This window comes from Kocuria sediminis (assembly GCF_009735315.1).
Taxonomy (GTDB): domain Bacteria; phylum Actinomycetota; class Actinomycetes; order Actinomycetales; family Micrococcaceae; genus Kocuria; species Kocuria turfanensis.
On sequence record NZ_WOGU01000004.1, the window covers coordinates 69853 to 95972 of the forward strand.

At 71.7% G+C, this 26120-nt stretch carries 24 protein-coding genes; 8 read left to right on the top strand and 16 right to left on the bottom strand.

Annotated features, from left to right (window positions below; genetic code table 11):
- Positions 1 to 336 precede the first annotated feature (336 nt).
- Positions 337 to 753 carry a DUF3054 domain-containing protein gene (locus GMA12_RS06015; protein ID WP_156268173.1) on the top strand — a complete coding sequence of 139 codons (417 nt, stop codon included), beginning with the start codon at positions 337 to 339 and terminating at the stop codon, positions 751 to 753.
- 51 nt (positions 754 to 804) lie between these two features.
- The gene (locus GMA12_RS06020) at positions 805 to 1083 is read left to right on the top strand and encodes an Lrp/AsnC family transcriptional regulator (RefSeq protein ID WP_047802665.1); all 279 of its coding nucleotides are present in this window, start codon (positions 805 to 807) and stop codon (positions 1081 to 1083) included.
- 99 nt (positions 1084 to 1182) lie between these two features.
- Here GMA12_RS06020 and trpD read toward each other — a convergent pair whose 3' ends face one another.
- Complete coding sequence (gene trpD, locus GMA12_RS06025; RefSeq protein WP_162459539.1) at positions 1183 to 2241, bottom strand: anthranilate phosphoribosyltransferase; 1059 nt, start codon at positions 2239 to 2241, stop codon at positions 1183 to 1185.
- Between the two features lie 252 nt (positions 2242 to 2493).
- Between trpD and ctaE the strand changes: the two genes are divergently transcribed.
- The 4 genes from ctaE to qcrB all read left to right on the top strand — a co-directional run bounded on the left by ctaE (position 2494) and on the right by qcrB (position 6819).
- On the top strand, positions 2494 to 3132 hold the full coding sequence (ctaE, locus tag GMA12_RS06030; protein ID WP_162459540.1) for an aa3-type cytochrome oxidase subunit III: 639 nt from the start codon (positions 2494 to 2496) through the stop codon (positions 3130 to 3132).
- 64 nt (positions 3133 to 3196) lie between these two features.
- Positions 3197 to 3988, top strand: a complete 792-nt coding sequence (qcrC, locus tag GMA12_RS06035) for a cytochrome bc1 complex diheme cytochrome c subunit (RefSeq protein WP_162459541.1) — start codon at positions 3197 to 3199, stop codon at positions 3986 to 3988.
- Between the two features lie 75 nt (positions 3989 to 4063).
- Positions 4064 to 5158 (top strand): cytochrome bc1 complex Rieske iron-sulfur subunit, encoded by a 1095-nt coding sequence (gene qcrA / locus GMA12_RS06040; protein WP_156268177.1) that lies wholly within the window; start codon positions 4064 to 4066, stop codon positions 5156 to 5158.
- Positions 5158 to 6819: a cytochrome bc1 complex cytochrome b subunit gene (gene qcrB / locus GMA12_RS06045; RefSeq protein ID WP_156268179.1), complete on the top strand. Its 1662-nt coding sequence runs from the start codon at positions 5158 to 5160 to the stop codon at positions 6817 to 6819. The genes qcrA and qcrB overlap by 1 nt, the downstream gene beginning before the upstream one ends.
- 758 nt (positions 6820 to 7577) lie before the next feature.
- Here the strand turns inward: qcrB and GMA12_RS06050 are convergent.
- The 6 genes from GMA12_RS06050 to GMA12_RS06075 all read right to left on the bottom strand — a co-directional run bounded on the left by GMA12_RS06050 (position 7578) and on the right by GMA12_RS06075 (position 13696).
- Positions 7578 to 7880, bottom strand: a complete 303-nt coding sequence (locus GMA12_RS06050; protein ID WP_370830455.1) for a YciI family protein — start codon at positions 7878 to 7880, stop codon at positions 7578 to 7580.
- A gap of 622 nt (positions 7881 to 8502) precedes the next feature.
- Complete coding sequence (locus GMA12_RS06055; RefSeq protein WP_156268183.1) at positions 8503 to 8907, bottom strand: cytochrome c oxidase subunit 4; 405 nt, start codon at positions 8905 to 8907, stop codon at positions 8503 to 8505.
- A gap of 2 nt (positions 8908 to 8909) precedes the next feature.
- Entirely contained in the window at positions 8910 to 10622 is a 1713-nt protein-coding gene (ctaD, locus tag GMA12_RS06060) for an aa3-type cytochrome oxidase subunit I (protein ID WP_062734158.1), read from the bottom strand.
- Between the two features lie 9 nt (positions 10623 to 10631).
- The gene (gene ctaC, locus GMA12_RS06065; RefSeq protein WP_370830464.1) at positions 10632 to 11567 is read right to left on the bottom strand and encodes an aa3-type cytochrome oxidase subunit II; all 936 of its coding nucleotides are present in this window, start codon (positions 11565 to 11567) and stop codon (positions 10632 to 10634) included.
- 251 nt (positions 11568 to 11818) lie between these two features.
- Entirely contained in the window at positions 11819 to 12190 is a 372-nt protein-coding gene (locus GMA12_RS06070; RefSeq protein ID WP_156268185.1) for a HesB/IscA family protein, read from the bottom strand.
- Between the two features lie 84 nt (positions 12191 to 12274).
- Positions 12275 to 13696, bottom strand: coding sequence for a dipeptidase (locus tag GMA12_RS06075; RefSeq protein ID WP_156268187.1), 1422 nt, complete (start codon positions 13694 to 13696; stop codon positions 12275 to 12277).
- A 62-nt stretch (positions 13697 to 13758) separates the two neighbouring features.
- Between GMA12_RS06075 and GMA12_RS06080 the strand changes: the two genes are divergently transcribed.
- Positions 13759 to 14361: a DUF3043 domain-containing protein gene (locus GMA12_RS06080; RefSeq protein WP_162459542.1), complete on the top strand. Its 603-nt coding sequence runs from the start codon at positions 13759 to 13761 to the stop codon at positions 14359 to 14361.
- A gap of 72 nt (positions 14362 to 14433) precedes the next feature.
- Here GMA12_RS06080 and GMA12_RS06085 read toward each other — a convergent pair whose 3' ends face one another.
- On the bottom strand, positions 14434 to 15513 hold the full coding sequence (locus GMA12_RS06085; protein WP_156268189.1) for a quinone-dependent dihydroorotate dehydrogenase: 1080 nt from the start codon (positions 15511 to 15513) through the stop codon (positions 14434 to 14436).
- Between the two features lie 89 nt (positions 15514 to 15602).
- On the opposite strand from GMA12_RS06085, the gene GMA12_RS06090 reads away from it, so the two are divergent.
- The gene (locus GMA12_RS06090; RefSeq protein WP_156268191.1) at positions 15603 to 16685 is read left to right on the top strand and encodes an alpha/beta hydrolase; all 1083 of its coding nucleotides are present in this window, start codon (positions 15603 to 15605) and stop codon (positions 16683 to 16685) included.
- On the opposite strand, the gene GMA12_RS06095 is transcribed toward GMA12_RS06090, so the two are convergent.
- The 8 genes from GMA12_RS06095 to GMA12_RS06130 form a co-directional block, all read right to left on the bottom strand.
- Positions 16616 to 17410, bottom strand: a complete 795-nt coding sequence (locus GMA12_RS06095; RefSeq protein WP_156268193.1) for an isoprenyl transferase — start codon at positions 17408 to 17410, stop codon at positions 16616 to 16618. The genes GMA12_RS06090 and GMA12_RS06095 overlap by 70 nt on opposite strands.
- 2 nt (positions 17411 to 17412) lie before the next feature.
- Positions 17413 to 18165, bottom strand: coding sequence for a DNA repair protein RecO (gene recO, locus GMA12_RS06100; RefSeq protein ID WP_162459543.1), 753 nt, complete (start codon positions 18163 to 18165; stop codon positions 17413 to 17415).
- 117 nt (positions 18166 to 18282) lie between these two features.
- Entirely contained in the window at positions 18283 to 20028 is a 1746-nt protein-coding gene (gene leuA, locus GMA12_RS06105) for a 2-isopropylmalate synthase (protein ID WP_156268195.1), read from the bottom strand.
- A gap of 174 nt (positions 20029 to 20202) precedes the next feature.
- Positions 20203 to 21660 carry an LCP family protein gene (locus tag GMA12_RS06110; RefSeq protein ID WP_162459544.1) on the bottom strand — a complete coding sequence of 486 codons (1458 nt, stop codon included), beginning with the start codon at positions 21658 to 21660 and terminating at the stop codon, positions 20203 to 20205.
- A gap of 176 nt (positions 21661 to 21836) precedes the next feature.
- Positions 21837 to 22898: a GTPase Era gene (locus GMA12_RS06115; RefSeq protein WP_156268199.1), complete on the bottom strand. Its 1062-nt coding sequence runs from the start codon at positions 22896 to 22898 to the stop codon at positions 21837 to 21839.
- A complete protein-coding gene (locus tag GMA12_RS06120) occupies positions 22891 to 24219 on the bottom strand; it encodes a hemolysin family protein (protein ID WP_162459545.1) in 1329 nt (442 codons plus the stop codon). Before GMA12_RS06120 ends, GMA12_RS06115 begins: the two co-directional genes overlap by 8 nt.
- A 6-nt stretch (positions 24220 to 24225) precedes the next feature.
- Complete coding sequence (gene ybeY, locus GMA12_RS06125) at positions 24226 to 24732, bottom strand: rRNA maturation RNase YbeY (protein WP_156268201.1); 507 nt, start codon at positions 24730 to 24732, stop codon at positions 24226 to 24228.
- Positions 24732 to 25817: a PhoH family protein gene (locus GMA12_RS06130; RefSeq protein WP_156268203.1), complete on the bottom strand. Its 1086-nt coding sequence runs from the start codon at positions 25815 to 25817 to the stop codon at positions 24732 to 24734. Before GMA12_RS06130 ends, ybeY begins: the two co-directional genes overlap by 1 nt.
- Between the last annotated feature and the right edge of the window lie 303 nt (positions 25818 to 26120).

Below are 26120 nucleotides of genomic sequence, written 5' to 3' on the forward strand. Positions count from 1 at the left end.
GTCTGCACGCCACCTCCGCAACCACCGTGGAACACGCCGCGGCACCCCCGTGCACGCGATCGCACTGACCCCGGCGGCCGCGCTGGGCACGGTCGAGAATCGGGACGCCCGGGCAGCCCACGAGAACGAACCCCACCCGGATGTCCACCGCAGCTCTCGCAGCCCTCGACCTGGTCCGCCCCCGACCCGGAGCCATCCCTGCATATCCCTGGACTCATGGTCGAAGGTTGAGAGTTTGATCGTTCTGACCTCTCATCGATCTCTCAACCTTCAGGCTCACCTTCAACCCGAGCGCCGCGCGCCGAACCGTTCCAGGGTCACCACTAGACTGCGAGCATGCACACCACGGCCCCCACCACCGCGCGGCGCTCCGGGCGCACCGGACACGGGCGCTCCTGGCCGGCGGTCCTCGTCCTCGACGTGCTCCTGGTCCTGCTCTTCGCCGGCGTCGGGCGCAGCACCCACGCCCTCGACCCCGTGGGCCTGCTGGAGACGGCCTGGCCGTTCCTGGCCGGACTGCTGCTGGGCTGGGTCCTCTGGCGGCTGCCCCGCCAGCCGGTCGGCCTGTGGCCCCGCGGCGTCGCCCTGTGGCTGACGACCGTCAGCGTCGGCATGGGCCTGCGGGTCCTCGTCGGCGAGGGCACCGCGCCGAGCTTCGTGCTGGTGACGCTCGGCGTCCTCGCCGTCCTCCTGCTGGGCCACCGCGCGCTCGCCCTGACGGTGCGCGCGGCACGGGCCCGCCGCAGGCCCTGACCCGTCCTGTTCCACCGGCCCCGGCCGGCCCCGTCCCGAGAAAGGCGTCCCATGCTCACCGCGATCGTCCTCATCAAGACCTCCGCCGACCGCATCCCCGAGGTCGCGGAACAGATCTCCGAGATCCCCGGGATCAGCGAGGTGTACTCCGTGACCGGCGACTGGGACCTGATCGCCATGGTGCGCGTGCACCGGCACGAGGACCTCGCGGACGTCATCGCCGACCGTCTCTCCAAGGTCGACGGCGTGGTGGGCACCAACACGAACATCGCCTTCCGCACCTACAGCAAGCACGACCTCGACGCCGCCTTCTCCCTCGGCATCGACTGAGAAGGGCCCCGGGGGCCGACCCTGTCGAGGCGCCCTGCGGCTGCAGGAGGCCGGTGAGCGGGTGCTCACCGGCCTCCGTCGTCGAACCCTGCGGTGCTCTCAGCGGGCCGTGTGGGCGATCCAGCGGTCCAGGACCGCGCGCGCGGCGCCGCTGTCCACGGCCTGCTCGGCGCGCCGGACCCCGGCCGCCAGACGGTCGTGGAACGAACCCTTTGCCTCCTGGTCGAAGGCGACCAGGCCCGCCGCCGCGTTGAGCAGGACGGCGTTGCGCACGGGCCCCGGCTCCCCCGCCAGCACCTGCTCGACGACCCGGGCGTTGTACAGGGCGTCCCGGCCGCGCAGGTCCTCGATCGTGGCCCGCGGCATGCCGAACTCGAGGGGCTCGAGCTCGTGGTGCTCGATGCTGCCGTTCCGCACCTCCCAGATCTCCGAGGGAGCCGTCACGGTGAGCTCGTCGAGTCCGTCGCCGCCGCGGAAGACGAGCGCGCGGTGGCCCCGGGCCGCGAAGACCCCGGCGATGAGCGGAGCCAGAGCGCGGTCGGCCACGCCGATCGCCGAGGCCTCGACCCGGGCCGGGTTCGTCATGGGCCCGAGGACGTTGAAGGTCGTGGCCACCCGCAGCTGCGCCCGCGCCGCGGCCACGAAACGCATCGACGGGTGGAAGGTCTGGGCGAACAGGAACGTGATGCCCACGTGTTCCGCTGCGGACTCGACCCGGTCGACCGGCAGGTCCAGGCGGACCCCGAGGGCCTCGAGGACGTCGGCGGAGCCCGACTTCGATGACGACGCGCGGTTGCCGTGCTTGACGACCTTCGCGCCCGCGCCCGCGCAGACCAGGGCGGCCATCGTGGAGATGTTCACGCTGGACAGCCGGTCGCCGCCGGTGCCGACGATGTCCAGGGCGGGTCCGGGGATGTTCGCCGGCCGGGCCCGGGAGACCATCGCGTCCGCCAGGCCGGTGAGCTCCTCGACCGTCTCCCCCTTGGCCCGCAGGGCCACGAGGAAGCCCGCGATGACGACGTCCGGCACCTCCCCCGACATGATGGTGTCCATGGCCCAGTACGCCTGCTCCCGGGTCAGGTCGGCGCCCGAGATCAGCGCGGTGATGAGGTCGGGCCACTCGAAGTGCGGGGCGATCGCCGGAGTCGTCGTGTTCACGCCCCCGATCGTATCGCCCGCCCTGCCGGCGGCCGGAACCCGTCCGGAGCGGACCGCGCGGGCGGCCCCCCGGCCGGGGGTGGCACGGATCACGGACACCGTCCCCGAACCCCCTCCGGCGCGGGATCCGCCGCACCCGGCCGCCGGACACGGCACCGGGCCTCGTCGCGCGGGGCGCGAGGCACCGGACACGCAAATCGCCCGATCCCATCCTGGTTGGTCCACCGGCAGTTTTGGCGACATAATGTCTCTGTGACGACTGCAACCCAGACCCCAGCCAAGCCGGTAGGCGGGTCGATCAACCGACCCAACCTGACCTCCGTGGGCACCATCGTGTGGCTCGCCTCCGAGGTCATGTTCTTCGCCGGCCTCTTCGCCATGTACTTCACGCTGCGCTCCACCTCCCCGGAGCTGTGGGCCGACGAGTCGGCCAAGCTGAACGTGTGGCTGGCCACCGCGAACACCATCATCCTGGTGTCGAGCTCGGTGACCTGCCAGTTCGGCGTCTTCGCGGCCGAGCGCCTCCAGCCCCGCCGCGCCGGCGGTGTCCTCGACGTGCGCCGGTGGGGCATGGTCGAGTGGTTCGCCCTGACCTTCATCATGGGGGCGATCTTCGTGGCGGTGCAGGCGTTCGAGTACGCCGAGCTCGTGTCCCACGGGATCAGCATCCCTGCCCACGCCTACGGCTCCGCCTTCTACATCACCACCGGCTTCCACGCCCTGCACGTGACCGGCGGGCTCATCGCCTTCCTGTTCATCATGGGCCGTGCCTTCGTGGCCAAGCGTTTCGGGCACTTCGAGGCCACCTCCGCGATCGTCGTGTCCTACTACTGGCACTTCGTGGACGTCGTCTGGATCGTCCTCTTCCTCGTGGTCTACTTCCTGAAGTAGTCCGCGCCCTCCCGGGGACGACCCCAGCAAACCAACGCAGCACCGAGTTAAAGGAACGTTTGACGTGAAGGCACTTTCGCAACAGCGGCGCCACCCTCTCGCAGTCCTCGTACTGATGGTCCTGGCCCTGCTCCTCAGCGGTGGGCTCTACGCAGTCGCCACCACCACCAACGAGGCCAAGGCGCAGACCGAGTCCTACTCGGCCCAGGACCTCGAGGAGGGCGAGAAGCTGTTCATCGCGAACTGCTCGACCTGTCACGGTCTCGACGGCGCGGGCACCCCCTCCGGGCCCTCCCTGATCGGCGTCGGCGCCGCCGCCGTCGACTTCCAGGTCGGCACCGGGCGCATGCCCATGCAGGCCAACGGCCCGCAGGCCCCGCAGAAGGCCCCGCAGTTCAGCCCCGAGGAAACCGCTCAGATGGCCGGCTACGTCGCGACCCTGGGCCCCGGCCCCGCCGTGCCCGAGGAGGAGTACCTGGACGTCACCCAGGGCAACGCCGCCAACGGTGCGAAGGTGTTCCTCGCCAACTGCGCCATGTGCCACAACGCCGCCGGCGCCGGTGGCGCCCTGACCCGCGGCAAGTACGCCCCGTCCCTGATGGGCGTCGAAGAGGTGCACATCTACGAGGCCATGCAGACGGGCCCGCAGAACATGCCGGTCTTCAACGACGCGAACATCACCCCCGAGGAGAAGCGGGACGTCATCACGTACCTGAAGACCCTCGAGGAGAGCCCCAACCCGGGCGGTTTCGGCCTCGGCGCGCTCGGCCCGGTCTCGGAGGGCCTGTTCGTGTGGACCATCGGACTCGCGGTCATCATCGGGTTCACCATCTGGCTCACCTCGCGCTCCGCCTGAGCTGCCGCCCCGGCAGCAGATGTCGGACCCACTAGCTACGATCAACTGCACCAAGAGAAGAATGAGGGACCACACATGGGAAGCCACAGTGACGGCACTCCCCACGAGTCGGGAACAGTTGCCACCACGGGCACCACGGCGATGGAGCGTTTCCCTGACCCCGGACTGCCTCCGCACCGCCCGCGCCTGACGGACGTCGACGACCGGGCGGCCAAGCGCGCCGAACGGCAGGTCGTCCTGCTGTTCCTGATCTCGATCATCGGCTCCGTCCTGTTCTTCGTCGGCTACTTCGGCGTCCGGGTGGACGGTCCGATCTACGACGTCACGAACACGGCCCCCACCCAGGCGCTGCAGCTGCAGAACCTCCTGCTGGGGCTGGGCATCGCACTCGGCATGTTCGGCATCGGCCTGGGGGTCGTGCACTGGGCGCGCACGCTCATGCCGGACCACGAGCTGGTCGAGAGCCGGCACGCGGTCCGCACCGAGGAGCAGCGCGCCGACGCGCAGAGCATCCTCACCACGATCTACGACGAGTCCGGGATCAAGCGCCGTCCGCTGCTGCGCAACACCCTCATCGGCGCGGCGGTCCTCGCTCCCCTGCCCTTCGTCGGGCTGCTCAAGGACCTGGGTCCCACCAACCTGGACGTCCTCAAGGAGACCCTGTGGGACGAGGGCATCCGCCTGGTCCGCGACCCCTCCGGGACGCCGATCAAGGCCTCGGACGTCACCCTCGGCTCCACCTTCCACGTCGTGCCGGAGAACCTGAGCTCCATCGGGCACAACGAGGGCTACCTGGACGAGAAGGCCAAGGCCGTGGTCCTGCTCATGCGCCTGGACCCCGAGATCGTCAACGTGTCTCCCGAGCGGGCCGACTGGAACGTCGACGGCATCTTCGCCTACTCGAAGGTCTGCACCCACGTCGGCTGCCCGGTGGCCCTGTACGAGCAGCAGACGCACCACCTGCTGTGCCCGTGCCACCAGTCCACTTTCGACCTCACCAACGAGTGCGAGGTCATCTTCGGGCCGGCTGCCCGGCCCCTCCCCCAGCTGCCGATCACCGTGGACGACGAGGGCTACCTCGTGGCCCGCAGCGATTTCCAGGAACCGGTCGGACCGACCTACTCCCAGCGGGGTACCCATGTCGAAGAGATGCAGGGTGAGGCGAACTGATGTCCACGTCCACTGATTACGAGTACAAGCCGCAGACCGGGACCGGCCGGATCGCGAACTTCGTCGACACCCGGGTCGGCATGTCGCCGATCGTCAAGGAGTTCGGCCGGAAGATCTTCCCCGACCACTGGTCCTTCATGTTCGGCGAGGTGGCGCTATACACCTTCGTCATCCTCCTGCTCTCGGGAACGTTCCTGGCGCTCTGGTTCGAGCCGTCCATGGCCGCGATGGAGTACGAGGGCTCGTACGTGCCCATGCAGGGCGTCGAGATGTCCGCGGCCTACGCGTCCACCCTCGACATCTCCTTCGACATCCGCGGCGGGCTGTTCCTGCGCCAGATCCACCACTGGTCCGCGCTGGTCTTCGCCGCCGCCGTGGCCGTGCACATGCTCCGCGTGTTCTTCACCGGCGCGTTCCGCCGGCCCCGCGAGCTGAACTGGCTCGTCGGCGTCGGGCTGTTCCTGCTGACCATCGTGGCGGGCTTCTCCGGCTACTCCCTCCCGGACGACGTGCTCTCCGGCAACGGACTGCGCATCGCCGACGCAATCCTCAAGGCCATCCCGCTGGTCGGTGCGTACCTGTCGATGTTCCTGTTCGGCGGCGAGTTCCCCGGCCACGACATCATCGCGCGCCTCTACATCATCCACGTGCTGCTGATCCCCGCGGCGATCCTCGGTCTGATCGTGGTCCACCTGTTCATGGTCGTCGTGCACAAGCACACCCAGTTCCCCGGCCCGGGCCGCACCGAGAACAACGTGGTCGGCTTCCCCGTGGGCCCGGTGTACGCGGCCAAGGCGGGCGGCTTCTTCTTCATCGTCTTCGGCATCATGGCGCTGATGGCGGCCACCACCACCATCAACGCGATCTGGAACTACGGGCCGTACGACCCCTCCCCGGTGCAGGCCGGTTCGCAGCCCGACTGGTACATGGGCTTCACCGACGGCGCCGTGCGCCTCATGCCCGGCACCTGGCCGATCAACTGGGAGTGGACCTTCTGGGGCATGTCGATCCCGCTGAACGTCCTGCTGCCCATGGTCCCGATCATGATCCTGTTCGCCCTCATGGCCGCCTGGCCGTGGATCGAGCGGTGGGTGACGAAGGACGACCGCGAGCACCACATCCTGGACCGCCCGCGCAACGCCCCCTTCCGCACCGCCATGGGCGTCGCCGGCGTGATCTTCTACACCGTGATGCTCGTCGCGGCCAGCGGTGACCTCATCGCCACGCACTTCAAGGTGTCGCTCAACGACGTCATCTACTGGCTGCGGGCCGCGTACTTCATCGCGCCGATCCTGGGCTTCATCATCACCCGCCGCATCTGCCTGGCGCTGCAGCGCAAGGACCGCGAGATCGTGCTCCACGGCCGCGAGACCGGCCGCGTCCAGCAGCTGCCCCACGGTGAGTTCATCGAGGTGCACGAGCCCCTCGACGAGTACAAGCGCTACCGTCTGGTCTCCATGCCGGACTACGACGTGCTGCCGGCCCAGCCGAACGGCAAGGGCAAGATCACGGGCGCCGAGAAGGTGCGCGAGCGGGTCAGCCGGTTCTTCTTCGAGGACCGCGTCGCCCCTGTGACCCCGGCGGAGCTCGAGGCTGCGCACCACCACCACGAGGCGGAGGCCGTGACGGCCGGTCCGCAGGACCGGGAGCTCGTCCGCTGAGTCGTTCGACCGCCTGAACGGGGCCCCGGGAGGATGATCCTCCCGGGGCCCCGTCGTCTCTGCGGCCGAAATTCCCTCCCGCCCACTCCTACCGGGGTTGCGCAGCCGGCGGGCCACTTCGACTCCCGGCATCGTCGACCGGTCCAGTCGGCCCGCACGACAGCGTCGCGCATGGTGCCGCCGGGCCGCTCTCCGACGGAGTGCTTCATCGCCCTCGTCGAGTTCCTGCCGCGGCGGGCCGGGCAGCCGAGCGTGCACCGCCCGCGCCGGCCCTGTGCAGGCCCCTGCCACCGAGCCCCGCATCGTCGATCTCGGCTGCAGGGTCGGTGCGCGGAGCGTCGATCTGGCGGAACTCACCGGTGGCTCCGTCGTGGCCGTCGACCGGCACGCGCCCTTCAGGCAACCCGTGCGCTCACGCGGGGCGGCGCACGGGCTCTCCGGCCGGATCCAGGCCCTGGTCGCCGACATGCCGCCACGGGACTGTCGGCCGGCAGCGCGGATCGGTTCCGGTCCGAGGGCGCCCTTGTGGCCTGGCCCCGCCCGGCGGGAGCTGACCAGCTCCTCGCAGGCGACGGCGCGCCTCAAGCGTCACCGAGGCCGGTCGGGCTCCCCTCCGACGGACGGAGCGCGCGTGCCTGGCCGAAATCCGCCCGGCACACCGGCGGACCGTGGCCGGCACCGGGCCGTGGAAGGGCGCCGGGCCGTGGAAGGGCGCCCGGGCGGTCCCGGCGGGTGGTGCCGCACGGCGGCGAGACCCGTCAGCCGGCGGGAGTGTCCCCGCACGTGCGGATCTCCTGTGTGCACCGGCACGCGACCGCGGGCTTCGCGGCCCACTCCAGCACTGCGTCCCGGGACGGGATCTCCAGCACCGCATGGCCGCCGTCCAGCTGCTGCGCCCGCGGGTGGATGCCCGCGGTCACCGTCCCATCACCGTCCACCAGCACCGGCGGAACGCTCTCGTCGATACATCCGCCGAACACCCGGACGCCCGCGTATTCCGCCTCCTGAACCACGGCGTGGGCGGCGTCCGCCACCGCCTGCTGCTCGCCGTCGGAGAGCACCAGGGCACCGCTCGGGAAGGAGATCGGGTACTACGTTCTCGCATCGATTTCTTCTGCGCACTCCGGGGCACTCGGCCATCCTCGTCGATCCCGGAGCGCCGTGCAGCGGTCCCGTCCGGGTGTTGCGGGCCTCCGGGGTGCGGCGCGGCTCAGAGGTGTCCTGCGTGCGCTGTGTCCCTGTCCGGGACCGGATCCACGGTGGCCCGGGATCCGGCCGCCCCCGGGGAGCCGCCACAGGCGCACTCGGCGGCCGCCCTCGAAGGGCTTGGATGGCTTCGGCATGCCGGGGATGGTTGCGGGCCGCCAACCGCGCAGCACAGGCACTGAGAACGGTGCTGAGGGCCGTCAGCGGGTACCTGCGGACCGGACGGCCCCGAGGCGATCCACGACCGGCTCACGTCAGGCTAGGAAGGCTGGGAGGTGCTGACCACGGAGATGCCGACCACGGCGGTGTCGAGAACGAGGACGGGCAGGAACGGGCAGGGACGGGACCGCGAGGGCAGCGACGCGTACTGCACGGACCGGCACCGCAGGATCGGCACCGCAGAGAGCCGGGTACGGCGGAGGCCCCGGACACCTGTGGTGTCCGGGGCCTCCGCCGTACCCGGCTCAGCGGCTCGAGTCAGTGGGCGTGGTCGCCGCGGGAGTACTCGAAGATCAGCCCGAGCAGGGCGACGACCACCACGGGCGCTGCCAGCATCAGGATCCACCAGTCGATGGCCAGGCTGAGGAACGCCAGGGCGCAGCCGATGCCCAGCAGCAGAGGCCACCAGCTCCACGGGGAGAAGTGCCCGTACTCGCCGGCGGACTCCACGATCTCGCCGTCGAGCTTGTCCTCGGGCAGGACGCCTCCGGTGTTGCGGTCCACGAGCCACAGGTAGACGGCCAGCATGAAGGACATGGCGCCGACGGCCAGCAGGCCGGGGAAGCCGACGAGCTCGTCGAACCGGGTCAGGAAGCCGTACACCACCCCCGAAGCGAGGCTGAAGACGCCCAGGAGGATGAACAGTTTGATGGAGAGTTTCATGCTCAGCCCTTCCGCGTGGCCATGGCGGCGTCGTCGACCGGGGACTGCTGCGGGGACTCCGCGGCCAGCTCCGGGTGGTGCAGGTCCAGCGCCGGGCGCTCGGAGCGGATCCGCGGCAGCGAGGTGAAGTTGTGCCGCGGGGGCGGGCAGGACGTCGCCCACTCCAGCGAACCGCCGAAGCCCCACGGGTCGTCGACCTCGACCTTCTTGCCGTGGCGGTGGGTGGTGTACACGTTCCAGAAGAACGGGATCATCGACACGCCCAGCAGCATGGCGCCGGCGGTGGAGATCTGGTTCATCCAGGTGAAGTTGTCCTCGGGCAGGTAGTCCGCGTAGCGGCGCGGCATGCCGTCCACGCCCAGCCAGTGCTGGATCAGGAAGGTCATGTGGAAGCCCAGGAACAGGGTCCAGAAGTGGATCTTGCCGATCCGCTCGTTGAGCATGTACCCGGTGAACTTCGGCCACCAGAAGTAGAAGCCGGCGAACATGCCGAACACGACGGTCCCGAAGATCACGTAGTGGAAGTGGGCCACCACGAAGTAGGAGTCCGAGACGTGGAAGTCCAGCGGCGGGGTCGCCAGGATCACGCCGGTCAGACCGCCGAAGAGGAAGGTGAACATGAAGCCCAGCACCCACAGCATCGGGGTCTCGAAGGTGATCGAGCCCTGCCACATGGTGCCGATCCAGTTGAAGAACTTCACGCCGGTGGGCACCGCGATCATCATCGTCATGAACGCGAAGAAGGACAGCATGACCGCACCGGTGACGTACATGTGGTGGGCCCACACCGTCACCGACAGGGACGCGATGGCGATGGTCGCGAAGACCAAGCCCTTGTAGCCGAAGAGCGGCTTGCGGGAGAACACGGGGATGATCTCCGAGATGATGCCGAAGAACGGCAGCGCCAGCACGTAGACCTCGGGGTGGCCGAAGAACCAGAACAGGTGCTGCCACAGCACCGCTCCACCGTTGGCCGGGTCGAAGATGTGCCCGCCCAGGGTGCGGTCCATGCCCAGGGCGAAGAGGGCCGCCGCCAGCGGCGGGAAGACCATGATGATCAGCAGCGAGGTGATCAGCGCGTTCCAGGTGAACAGGCCCATCCGCCACACGGTCATGCCGGGGGCGCGCATCGCGATGATCGTGGTGATGAAGTTGACCGCGCCCATGATGGTGCCGAAGCCCGACAGGGCCAGGCCGAAGACCCACAGGTCACCGCCGAGTCCGGGCGAGAACGAGGAGTTGGACAGCGGGGTGTAGGCGAACCAGCCGAAGGAGGCCGCGCCCTGCGGGGTGATGAACCCGGCGGTGGCGATCAGCGAGCCGAAGAGGAAGAACCAGAACGCGATGGCGTTCAGCCGCGGGAAGGCCACGTCCGGGGCGCCGATCTGCAGCGGCACGATGACGTTGGCGAAGCCGGCGAACAGCGGGGTGCCGAACATCAGCAGCATCAGCGTGCCGTGCATGGTGAACAGCTGGTTGTACTGCTCCTTGGTCTCCAGGATCTGCATGCCCGGCTGGAACAGCTCGGCGCGGATCAGCAGCGCCATCACGCCGGCGATGCAGAAGAACGCGAAGGAGGAGATCAGGTACATGTACCCGATCGTCTTGTGGTCGGTGGACGTGATCCAGTTGACGACCATCCGGCCCTTGGACCGGGGCACCACGCGCGGAGCGACTGTGGCTGCCTCGTCCCGTGAATACTCGAGAGTGGACACCGGTACTCCTTAGTTGTTCGTAGACAGGTCGGCGGCGGGCTGGTCGACGTCCGGGAACTCGCCGGCGGAGCCGGGCTCGTTCACGAACTCCTCCCCCGGGTCCGGGTAGGAGTCGCGGTTGTACTCCTCGCCCAGCGCACCGGTCTGTCCCGCGTCGCGCAGGGACTGGATGTGGGCGTCGTACTCGGCCTGGCTGACCACGTTGACGTTGAACAGCATCTCGGAGTGGTACTCCCCGCAGAACTCGGCGCACTTGCCGTAGTAGGAGCCCTCCTGGCCCGTGGTGATGCTGATGGTGTTGGTGCGACCGGGGAACATGTCCGCCTTCTCGAGGAACGCGGGGACCCAGAAGGAGTGGATGACGTCGCGGGAGGTGACCTGCAGCTCGATGTCGCTGTCCACGGGCAGGTAGAGGGTGGGCACCCGCTCGGGCACGCCCTCCTCGCCGTCCAGGTGCCCCTGGAGACCGGTGTCCCAGACGTCGTCGGTGAGGTAGTTGAAGTCCCAGGCCCACTGCTTGCCGTACACCTGGACGGTCACGTCCGGGTTCTCGTGCGGGGTGGTGATCGCGGACTGCGTGCGCACCGTGAAGAAGAAGAGGGACATGATCAGCGCGATCGGCACGATCGTGTAGAAGACCTCGAGCGGGGCGTGATAGGCCACCTGCCGCGGGTAGCCGGTCTCGTTCTTGCGGCGGCGGTAGGCGATCATGCACCAGAGCATCAGGCCCCAGGTCACCAGGCCCACGGCCAGGGCCGCGATCCACGACCCGATCCACAGGTCCAGGATCATGTCGGCGTTGTCGGTGACGCCCCGCTCGGTGGGCATCCAGCCGAGCTTCGCCTCCTCGGAGCAACCGGTCAGCGCGGTTGCTGCCAGGACGGCGACCGCGGACGTCCTTGCCGCGCGGCGCCGGCGGCTGCCGGTTCGTGTGTGCGAACTCACAGACGGCCCTTCCTCTTCTTCTCGTGCTCGTCGTCTGCGCGCCGAAGGCCCCGGTTCCCAGAGCCTGGACACAGTCATGTGGAATGTTTCCCTCCGAGCTTACCCCTAGTCGCTGACATCTGGTGACACAGTGTCAGCGTCCGCGCGGCGCTCCGGGGCGTGCCGCGGACCCGTTTCCGGGGCGCTCCCGCAACGCACGGAGGCCCGCCGTCCGGGCGGACGGCGGGCCTCTCGAGAGGGTGCGGGGCGGCTCAGTGGAAGGAGTCGCCGCAGGCGCAGGAACCCCCCGCGTTCGGGTTGTCGATCGAGAACCCCTGCTTGGAGATCGTGTCCTCGAAGTCGACGGTCGAGCCCTCGAGGTAGGGCACGCTCATCTTGTCCACGACGACCTCGACGCCGCCGAAGTCCCGCACGGAGTCCCCGTCCAGGATGCGCTCGTCGAAGTACAGCTGGTAGATGAGGCCCGAGCAGCCGCCGGGCTGTACCGCCACGCGCAGCCGCAGGTCCGTGCGGCCCTCCTGCTCGAGCAGGGCGCGGACCTTCTGGGACGCGACATCGGTCAGCACGACGCCGTGGGTGGGCAGGCCGTCCACTGCGGCGCCGTTCTCGGTCGTGACGCTCATGATGCTCACTTTCTGTGGAGGATCGCCGCGCGGGTTCGGGCCGGCGGCGGGTCTGTCACGGGCACAACGGACGGGCGCCCGGGTTCATTCCCGGGGCTGCTGCCCGGAACGTGCGGCGTCGTCGAGGCCCAGCAGCATGAGGGTCTCCGCGACCACCGCGCGTTCGAAGTCCGCCAGGTGCAGGGACTCATTGGCGCTGTGCGCCCGCGAGTCCGGGTCCTCGACGCCCGTGATGAGGATGTCCGCCCCAGGATAGACCTCCAGCAGGTCCGCGGTGAAGGGGATGGACCCGCCGATCCCCGTCTCCACCGCGGGACGGCCCCACGCCTCCCCCAGCGCCCACTGCGCGACCCGGGCCGCCTCGGAGCCCATGTCGGTCCGGAAGGACTGCCCCGTCTCCTCCAGCTCGAAGCGCACGTGCGCGCCGAAGGGCGCGTGGGACTCGACGTGCCGCCGCAGGGCCTCCGCCGCCTCGGCGGGGTCCTGCCCGGGCGCGGTCCGGAGGCTGATCTTGGCGCGGGCGGAGGGCGCGATCGTGTTGGAGGCGACGTCGACGGGCGTCACGTCCATCCCGGTGACCGACAGCGCCGGCTGCGTCCAGAGCCGCGACGCGATGGAGCCGCGCCCCGCGAGCCGGACACCGTCGCGGACCGCGGCGTCGGCGCGGAAGCGCTGCTCGTCGTAGACGAGGTCGGTGCTGTCCTCGGCGTGCAGTCCCGCGACGGCCACGGCGCCGTCGTCGTCGTGGAAGGTGGCGATCAGCCGGGACAGCAGCGTGGGCGCGTCCAGGACCGGCCCGCCGTACATCCCGGAGTGCACGGCGTGCTCCAGCACGGAGACCTCCACGACCGCCCCGACCATGCCGCGCAGGCTCGTGGTCAGCGCCGGCACCCCGACCTCCCAGTTGGCGGAGTCGGCGATCACGATGACGTCGGCGGCCAGCCGGTCCCGGTAGGCCTCCAGGAAGTCCCGGAACGACGGGGACCCCGCCTCCTCCTCGCCCTCCACGAAGACCGTCACCCCGAGCCCGAGGTCCTCGCCCCGCTGCTCCGCCGCCGCGCGCAGGGCGGCCACGTGGGCCATGATCCCGGCCTTGTCGTCGGCGGCGCCCCGGCCGTACAGCCGGCCGTCCCGCTCCTCGGCCACGAACGGCTCGGACTCCCACAGCTCGCGCCGCCCCGGCGGCTGGACGTCGTGGTGGGCGTAGAGCAGCACGGTCGGGTATCCGGGGGCAGGCCGGCGGCGGGCCACGACGGCCGGGTGGCCCGGGCCGTCCCCGAGGGGCACCCGGAGGATCTCCACCTCCTCGAGCCCGGCGCCGGCCAGCACGGCGGCGACGGCCTCCGCGCTGCGCTCGAGCTGCGCGGCGTCGAAGGACTCCCAGGCGATGCCGGGAACCGCCACCAGCTCGGCCAGCTGGGCCACGGTGCCGGGCATGTCGGCGTGCACGGCCGCGCGCACGGCGTCGAGGGGAACGGGGACGGTGGGGGTGTACGGCGCGTTCATGCTCGCCAGCCTACGTGCGGGTCCCGGCGGTCGGACGCAGGTGCGTCGGCTATCCTTGACGGGTGTTTGGACGCAAGAAGGACGCAGACCGCGCGGGTTCCACCTCGGTGACCGCTGAGCCGCCCCGGGCCGAGCCCGCCGCCCCGCGGCAGACCGCCGCCAAGGGCCGGCCGACGCCGAGCCGGCGGGAGCAGGAGGCCGCCCGCCGCCGCCCCCTGGTGCCGGAGGACCGCAAGGCCGCCAAGGCCCAGTCCCGGGAGAGCGCCCGGGAGCAGCGGATGCGGGCCCAGGCGGGGATGGCCGCCGGGGACGAGCGCTACCTCGGTCCGCGGGACAAGGGGCCCCAGCGGCGCTTCGCCCGGGACTGGGTGGACTCCCGGGTCAACCTGGGCGAGTACCTGATGGTCGTCGCCCTGGTGGCCCTCGTCGTGCTGTTCTTCCCGATCCAGAACGTGGCCACCTACGGGGTCTACGTCATCTGGGCGCTCATGATCCTCGGCATCGCCGACGCCGTCCTGTCCACGGGCCGGATGAAGAAGGCGATGCAGGCCAAGTTCGGGACCGTGGAACCGGGCGTGCGCTGGTACGCCGCGATGCGCGGGTTCACCATGCGCCGGCTGCGCCTGCCCAAGCCGCAGGTCGCCCGTGGCGAGCGTCCTTCCTGATCCGGAGGCCGGACCGCACGCCTCCCGCTCCGCCCCCGGGCCCTCGGCCCGGGGGCGGAGCCGTTCCCGGGCTCAGCCGCGGCGACGTGCCAGGCGCGTGAGCCCCTGGTTGATGCTCCGGGCCCAGAACGGCCCCTCGTAGAGGAACCCGGTGTAGCCCTGGACGAGCGTGGCGCCGGCGGCCAGGCGCTCCTGGACGTCCTCGGCGGTGGTCACGCCGCCCACGGAGACGAGCACGAGCCGGTCCCCCACCCGCTCGCGCAGCAGGCGCAGCACCTCGAGGGAGCGTCGCCGCAGCGGGGCCCCGGAGAGCCCGCCGGCCCCGCAGGCCTCGACCTCGGCGGGGTCGGAGGCAAGCCCCTCGCGGGAGATCGTGGTGTTGGTGGCCACGATGCCGTCGAGCCCGAGGTCCAGCGCCAGGTCGGCCACGGCCGCGACGTCCTCGTCGGAGAGGTCCGGGGCGATCTTGACCAGCAGCGGCACGTGCCGGTCGGCGGCCTCGTCGGCGGCGGCGCCCACGGCCGCGAGCAGCGGACGCAGGCTCTCGATCTCCTGGAGCTGGCGCAGTCCCGGGGTGTTGGGCGAGGACACGTTGACCACCAGGTAGTCGGCCAGGGGCGCGAGCGTGCGGGTGCTCTGCAGATAGTCGTCCACCGCGTCCTCGAGCGGGACCACCTTCGTCTTGCCGATGTTCACGCCCAGCACGGGCCGGGCACGGCCGCGGTGGTCGGTCTCGAGCTCGCGCCGGGCGCGGGCCAGCCGCGGGGCCACCGCCTCGGCGCCGTCGTTGTTGAAGCCCATCCGGTTCACCACGGCGCGGTCCCGCACGAGGCGGAAGAGCCGGGGGCGGGGGTTGCCCGGCTGCGCCTGGGCGGTCACGGTGCCGATCTCGACGTGGCCGAAGCCGAGGTCGGTCAGGGCGCCGATCCCCTCGGCCCCCTTGTCGAAGCCGGCCGCGAGGCCGAAGGGCGAGGGGAAGCGCAGGCCGAGCGCCTCGACCTCGAGGGCGGGGTCGGCGCGGGTGTAGACCCGCAGGGCCGTGCTCAGCCGCACGGCGCGGGTCGCCCGGACACCGGCGAAGCCCACCCGGTGGGCCTTCTCGGCGTCCATCCGGGAGAACACGGCCTGGAAGAACATAGGGTAGAAGCGCATGGGCCCAGTCTTCCACAGGGCCCCCACCGCCCGGGCGGCCCTCGCGGGCACCGCGGGCGGGCGGACGACCGCCCGCGGGAGGTGACCGGTTGAGTGCTCCCCCGGACCCGTGGGCCCCCGACGTGCTGGGCCCGGGCTTCCGCGCCCGCACCGTGGAGCTGGGGCCGGGCTCGGCGCCGCACTCCACCGCCACGGTGGTGCGCCAACGCCCCGAGGGCCGCCCGGCCGCCGGCGGTGCCCCGCGCGACGCGGTGCTGTACCTGCACGGGTGGTCCGACTACTTCTTCAACGCCGAGCTCGCCCGGACGTGCGCCGCGGCCGGATACGGCTTCTACGCCCTGGACCTGCACGGGTACGGGCGCAACCTCACCGACACGGTGCTCGCCGAGGGGGCCGGCAGCCCCGGGCACGCCACCGACCTCGCCGACTACGACGACGACATCGCCGCCGCCCTGGCGCTGATGGCCGAGGACGGGATGCCCGCGCCGGGCGGCCGGCTCGTGCTGATGGGCCACTCCACCGGCGGCCTGACCGCGGCCCTGTGGGCCGCCCACCACCCGGGGCGGCTGGCGGGCCTGGCCCTCGACGCCCCGTGGCTGGGCAGCCACGGTTCGGACGCGGTGGGCGCCGCCCTCCGCCCGGCCCTGGGCCGGCTCGCCCGGCGGCGCCCGGACCGGGCCGTGCGGGCCCGGCTGCGCAGCCACTACTACCGGGTGATCAGCGAGCAGGCCGAGGGCGAGTGGCCCATCGATCCGCGGTGGCGGCCCGAGACCAGCTTCGACATCACCCCGGGGTGGCTCAACGCTGTCCTTCGAGCTCAGCGTGAGGTCTCGCGCGGGCTGAACCTTCAGGTTCCGGTGCTGGTGCAGGTCTCGGCGCGCTCGCACATCCGGCCCTGGTGGTCGGAGCGGATGCGCTCGGCCGACACGGTGCTGGACGTCCGGCAGATCCGCCGGCACGCCCCGGACCTGGGCCGGGACGTGACCGTGCGCTCCTACGAGGGCGCGGTGCACGACGTCCATCTCTCCCGCGAGCCCGTGCGCCGGGCCGCCCAGCAGGACCTCGTGGCCTGGCTGCGCGCCCTCGGCCGGCCCGCGGAGGCTCAGGCGGAGACGCCGGGCCCCGCCACCCGGTCGACGGCGCCGCCGTACCGGCGGTCGCGGCGGGCGTAGACCTCCACCGCCTCCCACAGGGTGCGGCGGTCGACGTCCGGCCACAGGACGTCCTGGAAGACGAGCTCGGCGTAGGCGGACTGCCACAGCAGGAAGTTGGAGATCCGCTGCTCGCCCGAGGAGCGCAGGAACAGGTCGACGTCCGGGAGGTCGGGCTCGTCGAGGTAGCGCTGCACCGTGGCCTCGTCGATGCTGCGCGGATTGAGCAGCCCGGCCTTCGCGTCGGCGGCGATGGCCGCCGCGGCGTCGGCGATCTCCGCGCGCCCGCCGTAGTTGACGCACATGGTCAGGGTCACCACGTCGTTGTCGCGGGTGGCCCGTTCCGCCTCCTCGAGGCGGTTGATCACGGCCCGCCACAGGCGCGGCTTGCGGCCGGCCCAGCGGATCCGGACGCCCCACTCCTGGAAGGTGGGCAGCTGGCGCTCCATGACGTCGGCGGTGTAGTTCATCAGGAACGTGACCTCGTCGAGGGACCGCTTCCAGTTCTCGGTGGAGAAGGCGTAGGCGCTCACGTAGGGGACGCCCAGCTCGATGGCCCCGGCCATCACCTCGATGAGCGCCGCCTCCCCCGCCTTGTGGCCCTCGTTGCGCGGCAGGCCGCGCTGGTTCGCCCAGCGCCCGTTGCCGTCCATCACCACGGCCACGTGCCGGGGCACGAACCGGGACGGGATGGGCGGGGCGGTGGCGCCGCTGGGGTGCGGGGGCGGGGCGGCAAAGCCGGGCATGGTCAGCTCCGTTCCACGAGGTTCAGGGACCGGACGGCCCTCTCCAGGTGCCACTGTACGTAGGAGGCCACGATCCCCGCCGCGGCCCGGGCCGTGCGCGGGTCCGCGGCCGCGATGCGCTCCCAGTCGCCCGTGAGCAGCGCGGAGAGGTGGGAGACGGTGGCGGGGTCCGGGGCGGCGGCCCCGGGCGGGCGGCACGCCGGGCACACGGCGCCGCCGAGGGGCGCCGAGAACGCCTCGTGCGGGCCGGGGGCCCCGCAGCGGGCGCAGTCCGTGAAGCTCGGGGCCCACCCGGCGGTGGACACGGCCCGCAGGAGGTAGGAGTCCAGGACCGCGCCCGGCTCGTGCAGCCCGCGGGCCAGGGCGGACAGCGCGCCGACCAGCAGCCGGTACTGCTGGGCCGCGGACTCGTCGTCGTTCTCGGTGAACCGCTCCGCGGCCTCGGCCATGGCGGCGGCCGCGGTGTACTTGGCGTAGTCGGCGGCGATGACCGAACCGTAGCCGCGCTTGCCCAGGGCCTGGGAGACGATCTCCAGGTTCCGGCCGGTGACCAGCTGCAGCTCGGCCACGTTGAACGGCTCCAGCCGGGAGCCGAAGCGGGAGGTCGTGCGGCGCACCCCCTTCGCCACCGCCCGCACCTGGCCGTGGTCACGGGTCAGCAGCACCACGATCCGGTCCGCCTCGCCCAGCTTGTAGGTGCGCAGCACCACGGCGTCGTCCCGGTAGGTGCGCGATGCGAAGGTCGTCCTGGCCACCCGGTCATTCTCCCACGCCCGGCGGACAGCTCAGCCGGGCGCGGCCGAGGGCCCGCACGGCGACGGCGGGCCGCCCCTGCAGGGACGGCCCGCCGTGCCGGCGTGGAAGCGGGAGGCTCAGCCCTGGGCGTCCCGGATCGCCCGGTTCACCGCGGAGACGACCGCCTTGAGGGAGGCGCGGGTGGTGTTCGCGTCGATCCCCACGCCCCACAGGACCCGGTCGCCCACGGCCGCCTCGACGTAGCTGGCGGCCTGCGCGTCGCCGCCGGCCGACATGGCGTGCTCGCTGTAGTCGAGCACGCGCACGTCCACGCCCTCCGCGGCGAAGACCGCGAGCAGGGCCTCGATGGGGCCGTTGCCCTGACCGGTGCAGTGGTGCTGGGTGCCCTCGACGTCCAGGCCGATCTCGAGCGTGGTCTCCCCGTCCTCCTCGGAGGTCGTGGTGATGTTCGTGATCCGGTAGCGGCCCCAGCGGCCGTCGCCGGACTCGTGGGCGGTGGGCAGGTACTCGTCCTCGAACGCCTTCCACAGCTGGGCCCCGGAGACCTCCCCGCCGCTGGTGTCCGTGTGCTCCTGCACCACCCGGGAGAACTCGATCTGCGCCCGGCGGGGCAGGTCCAGGCCGTGCTCGTTCTTCAGCAGGTAGGCCACGCCGCCCTTGCCGGACTGCGAGTTCACCCGGATCACGGCCTCGTAGGTCCGGCCGAGGTCCTTCGGGTCGATCGGCAGGTAGGGCACCGCCCACACGAGCTCGTCCACGGAGCGGTCCTGCTCCTGGGCGTCCCGCGCCATCCGGTCGAAGCCCTTCTTGATGGCGTCCTGGTGGGAGCCGGAGAAGGCCGTGAAGACCAGGTCCCCGCCGTACGGGGAGCGCTCGTGGACGGGCAGCTGGTTGCAGTACTCCACGGTGCGCCGGATGTCGTCGATGTCGGAGAAGTCGATCTGCGGGTCCACGCCCTGGGTCAGCAGGTTCAGGCCCAGGGTCACGAGGTCGACGTTGCCCGTGCGCTCGCCGTTGCCGAACAGGCAGCCCTCGATCCGGTCGGCGCCGGCCAGGTAGCCGAGCTCGGCGGCGGCCACCCCGGTGCCGCGGTCGTTGTGCGGGTGCAGGGAGACCACGGTGGCGTCCCGGTTGTAGAGGTTGCGGCACATCCACTCGATGGAGTCCGCGTAGACGTTGGGCGTGGCCATCTCGACGGTCGCCGGGAGGTTGAGGATCATCTCCCGCTCCCCGCCGATCTCGAACGTCTCCGCCACCGCGTTGGAGATGCGGGCGGCGAACTCCAGCTCCGTGCCGGTGTAGGACTCCGGGGAGTACTCGTAGGTCACGGCGGTGTTCTTCAGCTGCTCCTCGTACTTCATGCACAGCCGCGCCCCCGTGAGGGCGATGTCGACGATCCCGTCCATGTCCTGCTCGAACACCACGCGCCGCTGCAGCGTGGAGGTCGCGTTGTAGAGGTGGACGATGGCCTTGTCGGCGCCGTCGATCGCCTCGTACGTGCGCTCGATCAGGTGCTCCCGGGACTGGGTGAGGACCTGGATGGAGACGTCCTCCGGGATCCGGTCCTCCTCGATGAGCCGGCGCACGAAGTCGAAGTCGGTCTGGGAGGCGGACGGGAAGCCCACCTCGATCTCCTTATACCCCATCCGCACGAGCAGCTCGAACATCTTGAGCTTGCGGTCGGAGTTCATGGGGTCGATGAGCGCCTGGTTGCCGTCGCGCAGGTCCACGGCGCACCAGCGCGGCGCCTCCGTGATCACCCGGTCCGGCCAGGTGCGGTCGGACATGTCGAAGGGGAACTGCTGCTGGTACGGCACGTACTTGTGGATCGGCATGCCGGAGGGCTGCTGGCGGTTGCGCATGGGGTGGGCCTGTTCTGCTCGAGAAGTCTGCGGGTGGCCGGGCATCAGGAACTCCGCAACGGGAGGCCGGCCATTCGACGACGGGTCAGGCCCCGTTGCGGCACGTAAGGAGAAGGGTCCCTGTCCGCATGTGTCCAACGTATCACGCGGCGCGCAGCGGACCGGCTCCCGGGCTCACCAGTCCCCCGCCGCCTGCTGGCAGGTGTACTGCTCCGCGGTCTGCCCGTTGAGCTCCCCCGGCAGCGCCGAGCTGACCTCCAAGCGGTCCCCCTCCGGGAAGTCCTGACCGACCGAGACGAGCACCCCGGCGACGTCGGTGGTCGGCACGATCTGCGACGACGGCACGCCGAGCAGCTCGGCCACGGCGGCGGCGGCCTCGGACCAGCCGGCGCCGAAGAAGACCTGCGTGCCCGGCAGCTCCGCCGGCTGCGCCCCGCCCTCGACCGCGGTGTACCCCGCGTCCTCGAGCACGTCGGCGATGTCGCCGTCGCGGCCCTCGACGCCGGAGGCGTTGGACACCGACAGCGGCACCGAGGCCGGGTCGAACGGCGGGGCCGTCGACGCCTCGGGCGAGGGGCTCGCCGAGGCCGTCGGGGCCTCCGTGGGGCTCGTGAGGGACCGGTCCTCGCGCAGCGCCTCGAAGAGGTTCTCCGCCGCGTCCTCCTCGAGCTGGAGGCGGTTGGGGTCCAAGGCGTAGGGCTCCGTGGGGACGGTGACGAACACCATGTCCGCCAGGTCCACCCCGCGCACGGCCGTGGCGAGGCCGACCATGGTGGGCACGGACCCGAGGTCCTCGTCCACGTGCAGGTTGCGGGTCGCCACGTCGGCGATCTCGTAGAGCTTGGGCAGATCCATGAGGGTGCCCTCCTCCTTGATCTTCCGGGCCAGCGAGGCCAGGAAGGACTGCTGGGAGCGGATCCGGCTGGTGTCCCCGCCGTCCCCGAACGCGGCCCGGCTGCGCAGGAACGCCAGGGCCTGCTCGCCCTCGACCGAGGACACGCCGGCGGGCAGCTCCAGGCCGGACTTCGGGTCGTCGACGGCCTCGTTGACGCACACCTCGACTCCGCCCACCGTGGAGGAGAGCTCCTTGACGGCGTTGAAGTCGGCGAGCATGAAGTGGTCGATCTGCAGGCCCGTCATCCGGTTGACCGTGGCGACCGTGCAGCCGGGGCCGCCGTTGGCGATCGCCGAGTTCAGCATCGCGTCCTCCTCGGCCGGGTGCACCTCCCCGGACTCGGGATCCGTGCACTGCGGGATGTCGGCCACCAGGTCGCGCGGGAGCGAGACGACGGTGACGCCGCTGCGGTCCTCGGCCACGTGCACGAGCATCATGACGTCCGTCAGGCCGGACCCGGAGCTGTCGCCGTCGTCGCCGTACTGGTCGTTGCCCTCGCCGTCACGGGTGTCGGTGCCCATGACGAGGACGTCGAGCGGCCCCTCCTCGACCGTGCCGGAGCCGTCGCCGAGGTCCAGCGGGGAGGTGTCCAGGTTGGACTGCAGCCGCCAGGTCGCCGCCAGGCCGACGCCGAGGACCACGAGCAGCACCATCACCACTGCCAGGGCCGCCCAGCGTTTCCGGGACCATCGGCGGGCGCGCGGGCGCCCGGGGGCGTCGGGGGGCGTTGAGGACACGGTGATCTTCTCCTGGAACGGCCGCGGCGGGGGCCGGGGTCGGGGGGGACGGCGCCCGGCCGGGGCGCCGGGAGCCATGCTAGTCGTGCGCGGCGCGGCCCGTGGCGGGCCACGCGGTGCGGGCGCGCGGTGGGGGCCGCGCGCGGGGGCCGGGAAGCCCGGCCCGGTCACCCGTCCTAGAAACCCAGGCGGGAGAGCTGCTTGGGGTCGCGCTGCCACTCCTTGGCGACCTTCACGTGCAGGTCGAGGTAGACCTTGGTGCCCAGCAGGGCCTCGATGGCGGTGCGGGAGCGGGTGCCGATCTCGCGCAGCCGGGAGCCGCCCTTGCCGATGATGATGGCCTTCTGCGAGGATCGCTCCACGTAGACGTTGACCCGCACGTCCAGCAGGGGCCGGTCGGCCGGGCGGCCCTCGCGCGGGACCATCTCCTCGACCACGACGGCCAGGGAGTGCGGCAGCTCGTCGCGCACCCCCTCGAGGGCCGCCTCGCGGACCAGCTCCGCGACCATGGTCAGCTCCGGCTCGTCGGTCAGCTCCCCGTCGGGGTACAGCGCCGGGGACTCGGGCATCCGGGCGACGAGCAGCCGGGCGAGGGCCTCCACCTGGAAGCCGTCCACGGCCGAGACGGGGATGACGTCGGCCCACCCGGGCTCCGCGGCGGGCACGGCCGGCGCGGGCGCGGCCGGGCCGCGGTGCCGCGGCTTCCGGGCGGCGCGCTCGGCCCGCTCGGCGCGGGCCTGGTGCTCGGCCGCCATGACGGAGCGACCGAGCTCGGTGACGGCCAGCAGCTGCTCCGTGAGCTCGGCGCGGGAGACGGTGTCGGTCTTCGTCACGATCGCGACGACGGGCTTGTTGCCGGAGGCGGCCAGCTGCTGGGCGATGTAGCGGTCGCCCGGGCCGATCTTCTGGTCCGCGGGGACGCAGAAGCCGATGACGTCGACCTCGGCGAGGGTGTCGGCCACGAGGTCGTTGAGCCGCTCGCCCAGCAGGGTCCGCGGCCGGTGCAGCCCGGGGGTGTCCACCAGCACGAGCTGCCCCTCGGGGCGGTGCACGATGCCGCGGATGGTGTGGCGCGTGGTCTGCGGGCGGTTGGAGGTGATCGCGACCTTCTGCCCGACCAGGGCGTTGGTCAGCGTGGACTTGCCGGCGTTGGGGCGGCCGACGAGCACCGCGAACCCGGCGCGGAACGGCCCGGTGGGCTCGGCGGGGGTGGGCTCGGCGGGGGTGGGCTCAGACATGGTGGTGGGACTCCTCCTCGGACTCCAGTGCGGCGGGATCCACGGCCGTGGACCCCGGGGGAACCCACTCCGGGTCCCGGTGGACCTCCAGCTGGCCCACCCGGTTGCGCCGGCCCTCCAGGGTGACGGCTTCGAGGACGATGCCCTCGACGGTGGCGCGGGAGCCCACGATGGGCACCCGGCCGATGCTCTTGGCCAGCAGCCCGCCGGCCGTGTCCACCTCGTCGTCCTCGAGGTCGACGCCGAACAGGTCGCCCAGGTCCTCGACCCCGAGGGCGGCCGAGACGCGGTAGCGGCCGTCGCCGAGCTCGGCGACCTCGGGCTTCTCGCGGTCGTACTCGTCGACGATCTCCCCGAGCAGCTCCTCGATGAGGTCCTCCAGCGTCACCAGCCCGGCGGTGCCGCCGTACTCGTCGACGACGACGGCCACGTGGATGGACTCGAGCTGCATCTCGCGCAGCAGCTCGTTGACCTTCTTGGACTCGGGCACGTAGCGGACCTCGCGGGCCAGCTCGGACAGCCCGCCGATCCGCAGGCCGGCGCCCTGCCGGTGCACGCGCTCGGCGAGGTCCTTCTGGTAGAGGATCCCGAGGACGTCGTCGGCGCTCTCCCCGATGACGGGGATCCGGGAGTAGCCCGAGCGGAAGAACAGGTTGAGGGCGTTGTCCACGGTGTCGTCGTCGTCGATGGTGACCATGTCGGTGCGCGGCACCATGACGGCCCGGACGTTCGTGTCGTCGAGGTCGAAGACCGAGTGCAGCAGCTCGGCCTCGTTGTTCTCGATGACGTCCTGGTCGGTGGACCGGTCGACGAACTCGAGCAGCTCCTCCTCGGTGAGGAAGCCGGGGGCGGCGTGCCCGGGCGCCCGGGCGACCGAGGACCCCAGGCGCACGAGCAGGCCCGGCACGGGACCCAGCAGCGCGCGCAGCACGCGCACGAGGCCCGAGGTGAAGCGCACGGTGCCGGCCGGGTTGCTGCGGCCCACCTGGCGGGGGGACACCCCGGTGAGGACGAAGCCCACCGCGGCCATCACCACGGTGGCGAGCAGGCCGGCGCGCCAGACGTCCCCGAGCGCGTGGAAGATCGCGAGGGCCACGGCCACGGCGGAGGCGGTCTCGAACCACACCGTCCAGAAGCGCAGGGCGTGCAGGTGGGCGGTGGGCGTGGCCAGCAGCTTCGCGGCGGCCGAGTCGGGGTCCTCCCGGACGATGGTCTCGGCGTCGGCGCGCGGCAGGTAGGTCAGGCCGGTCTCCGCGGCGGTGAGCACGAAGGCCGTGCACAGGAACACGACGGCCGCGAGGACCAGGACGGCGGTGGTCACGGGGCGCTACTCCATGGTCTCGACCGGGGCGGGACGGCCGAGGAAGTCGGTGAGCAGGTCCCGCTGCAGGGCGAACATGACGCGCCGCTCGTCGGGCTCGGCGTGGTCGTGGCCCAGCAGGTGCAGGATGCCGTGGGTGGTGAGCAGGCACAGCTCGTCCGCGACCGAGTGCCCGGCGGCCTCGGCCTGGCGTCGGGCCACCGGCGGGCAGAGCACGATGTCGCCGAGGGTTCCCTCCGCGGGCTCCTCCGGGGTGCCGGGGCGCAGCTCGTCCATGGGGAAGGAGAGCACGTCCGTAGCGCCGGGCAGGTCCATCCACTCGACGTGCAGGCGCGCCATCTCCTCCTCCCCGACGACCGCGACCGACAGCTCGGCGTCGGGGTGCACGTGCAGCCGGCGCAGGACGTGCTCGGCGAGCCGGCCCAGCAGCTCGACGTCGACGGCGGCCCAGGCCGCGCGGTCCGCGGCCGGCACCTCCCCGGGGTCCGCGTGGAGGTCGAACTCGACGGCCATCAGGCGCGCTCCCCGTCCTCGGGGGCGGCCCCGCTCTCGGCGGCCCGTGCCGCCCGCGTGCTCTCCTTGCGCTCCCGGCGCTCGTTGCGCCGCCGGTTGGTGGTGTCGAAGGCGTCGTAGGCGCTGACGATGCGGCTCACCAGCTCGTGGCGCACGACGTCCTCGGCGGTCATCTCGGTGAACGCGACGTCCTGGACGCCGCCGAGCACGTGCTGGACCTGGCGCAGCCCGGACGAGGAGCTCCCGGGCAGGTCCACCTGGGTGACGTCGCCGGTGATCACCATCTTCGAGCCGAAGCCCAGGCGGGTGAGGAACATCTTCATCTGCTCGGGCGTGGTGTTCTGCGCCTCGTCGAGGATGATGAACGCGTCGTTGAGGGTCCGCCCGCGCATGTACGCGAGGGGGGCCACCTCGATCGTGCCCGCCTCCATGAGCCGCGGGATGGACTCCGGGTCCATCATGTCGTGCAGCGCGTCGTAGAGCGGGCGCAGGTACGGGTCGATCTTCTCGCTCAGCGTCCCCGGCAGGAAGCCCAGGCGCTCCCCCGCCTCCACCGCCGGGCGCGTGAGGATGATCCGGGAGACCTCCTTGGCCTGCAGCGCCTGGACGGCCTTGGCCATGGCCAGGTAGGTCTTGCCCGTGCCGGCCGGTCCGATGCCGAACACGACGGTGTGCTCGTCGATGGCGTCGACGTAGGACTTCTGGTGCAGGGTCTTGGGCCGGATCTTGCGGCCCCGGCTGGAGAGGATGTTCTGGGTCAGCGCCCCGCTGGGCCGGGCGGAGAGGTCCCGGCCGATCAGCTCGAGCAGCTGCGTGATCACCTGGGGGGTGATCGCGGTCTCGCGTCCGGCGAGGACCTTGAGCTCGCCGAAGAGCGTCGCGACGATCTGCACGGGGCCGCTCGGGCCCTCGATGCCGAGCTCCAGCTCCCGCGGGCGCGTCGAGAGGCCGGGAAAGGCCGTCTCCACCTGGCGCAGGGTGTCGTCCCCGGAGCCGAGGCAGCGGACCATGGTCTCGCGGTCGGGAAAGGTGATGACGGTGCGGGCCGTCAGTGGGTGCGTGGTGCCGGGCAGCGTCTCAGTCATGGGTGCGGCCCGTGGGGCCGTGCTCTCGCTCTCTCGATGGGTGCGGTTGGTCGGTGCGGGTGCCGCAGCGGGCACCGTGGTGCGGCGACGGGCGCCCCGCGGGGGCCGGCCCTGCTACCAGGGTACCGCGCGGCTCCGGCGCCCGGGCCCGCCCGGGCGGAGATTCCGATTTGGTATCGGTCACGGCGGAGCGGCCGTTCCGGGCGTGGGGCCTCCGGCCGCTGTGCTGGAATGGTCGGGTCCTCCGGCAGGGGGACGGGTGCGGCCCCCGGCCGGCCGCACCGGCATCCCCCATCGACCCCG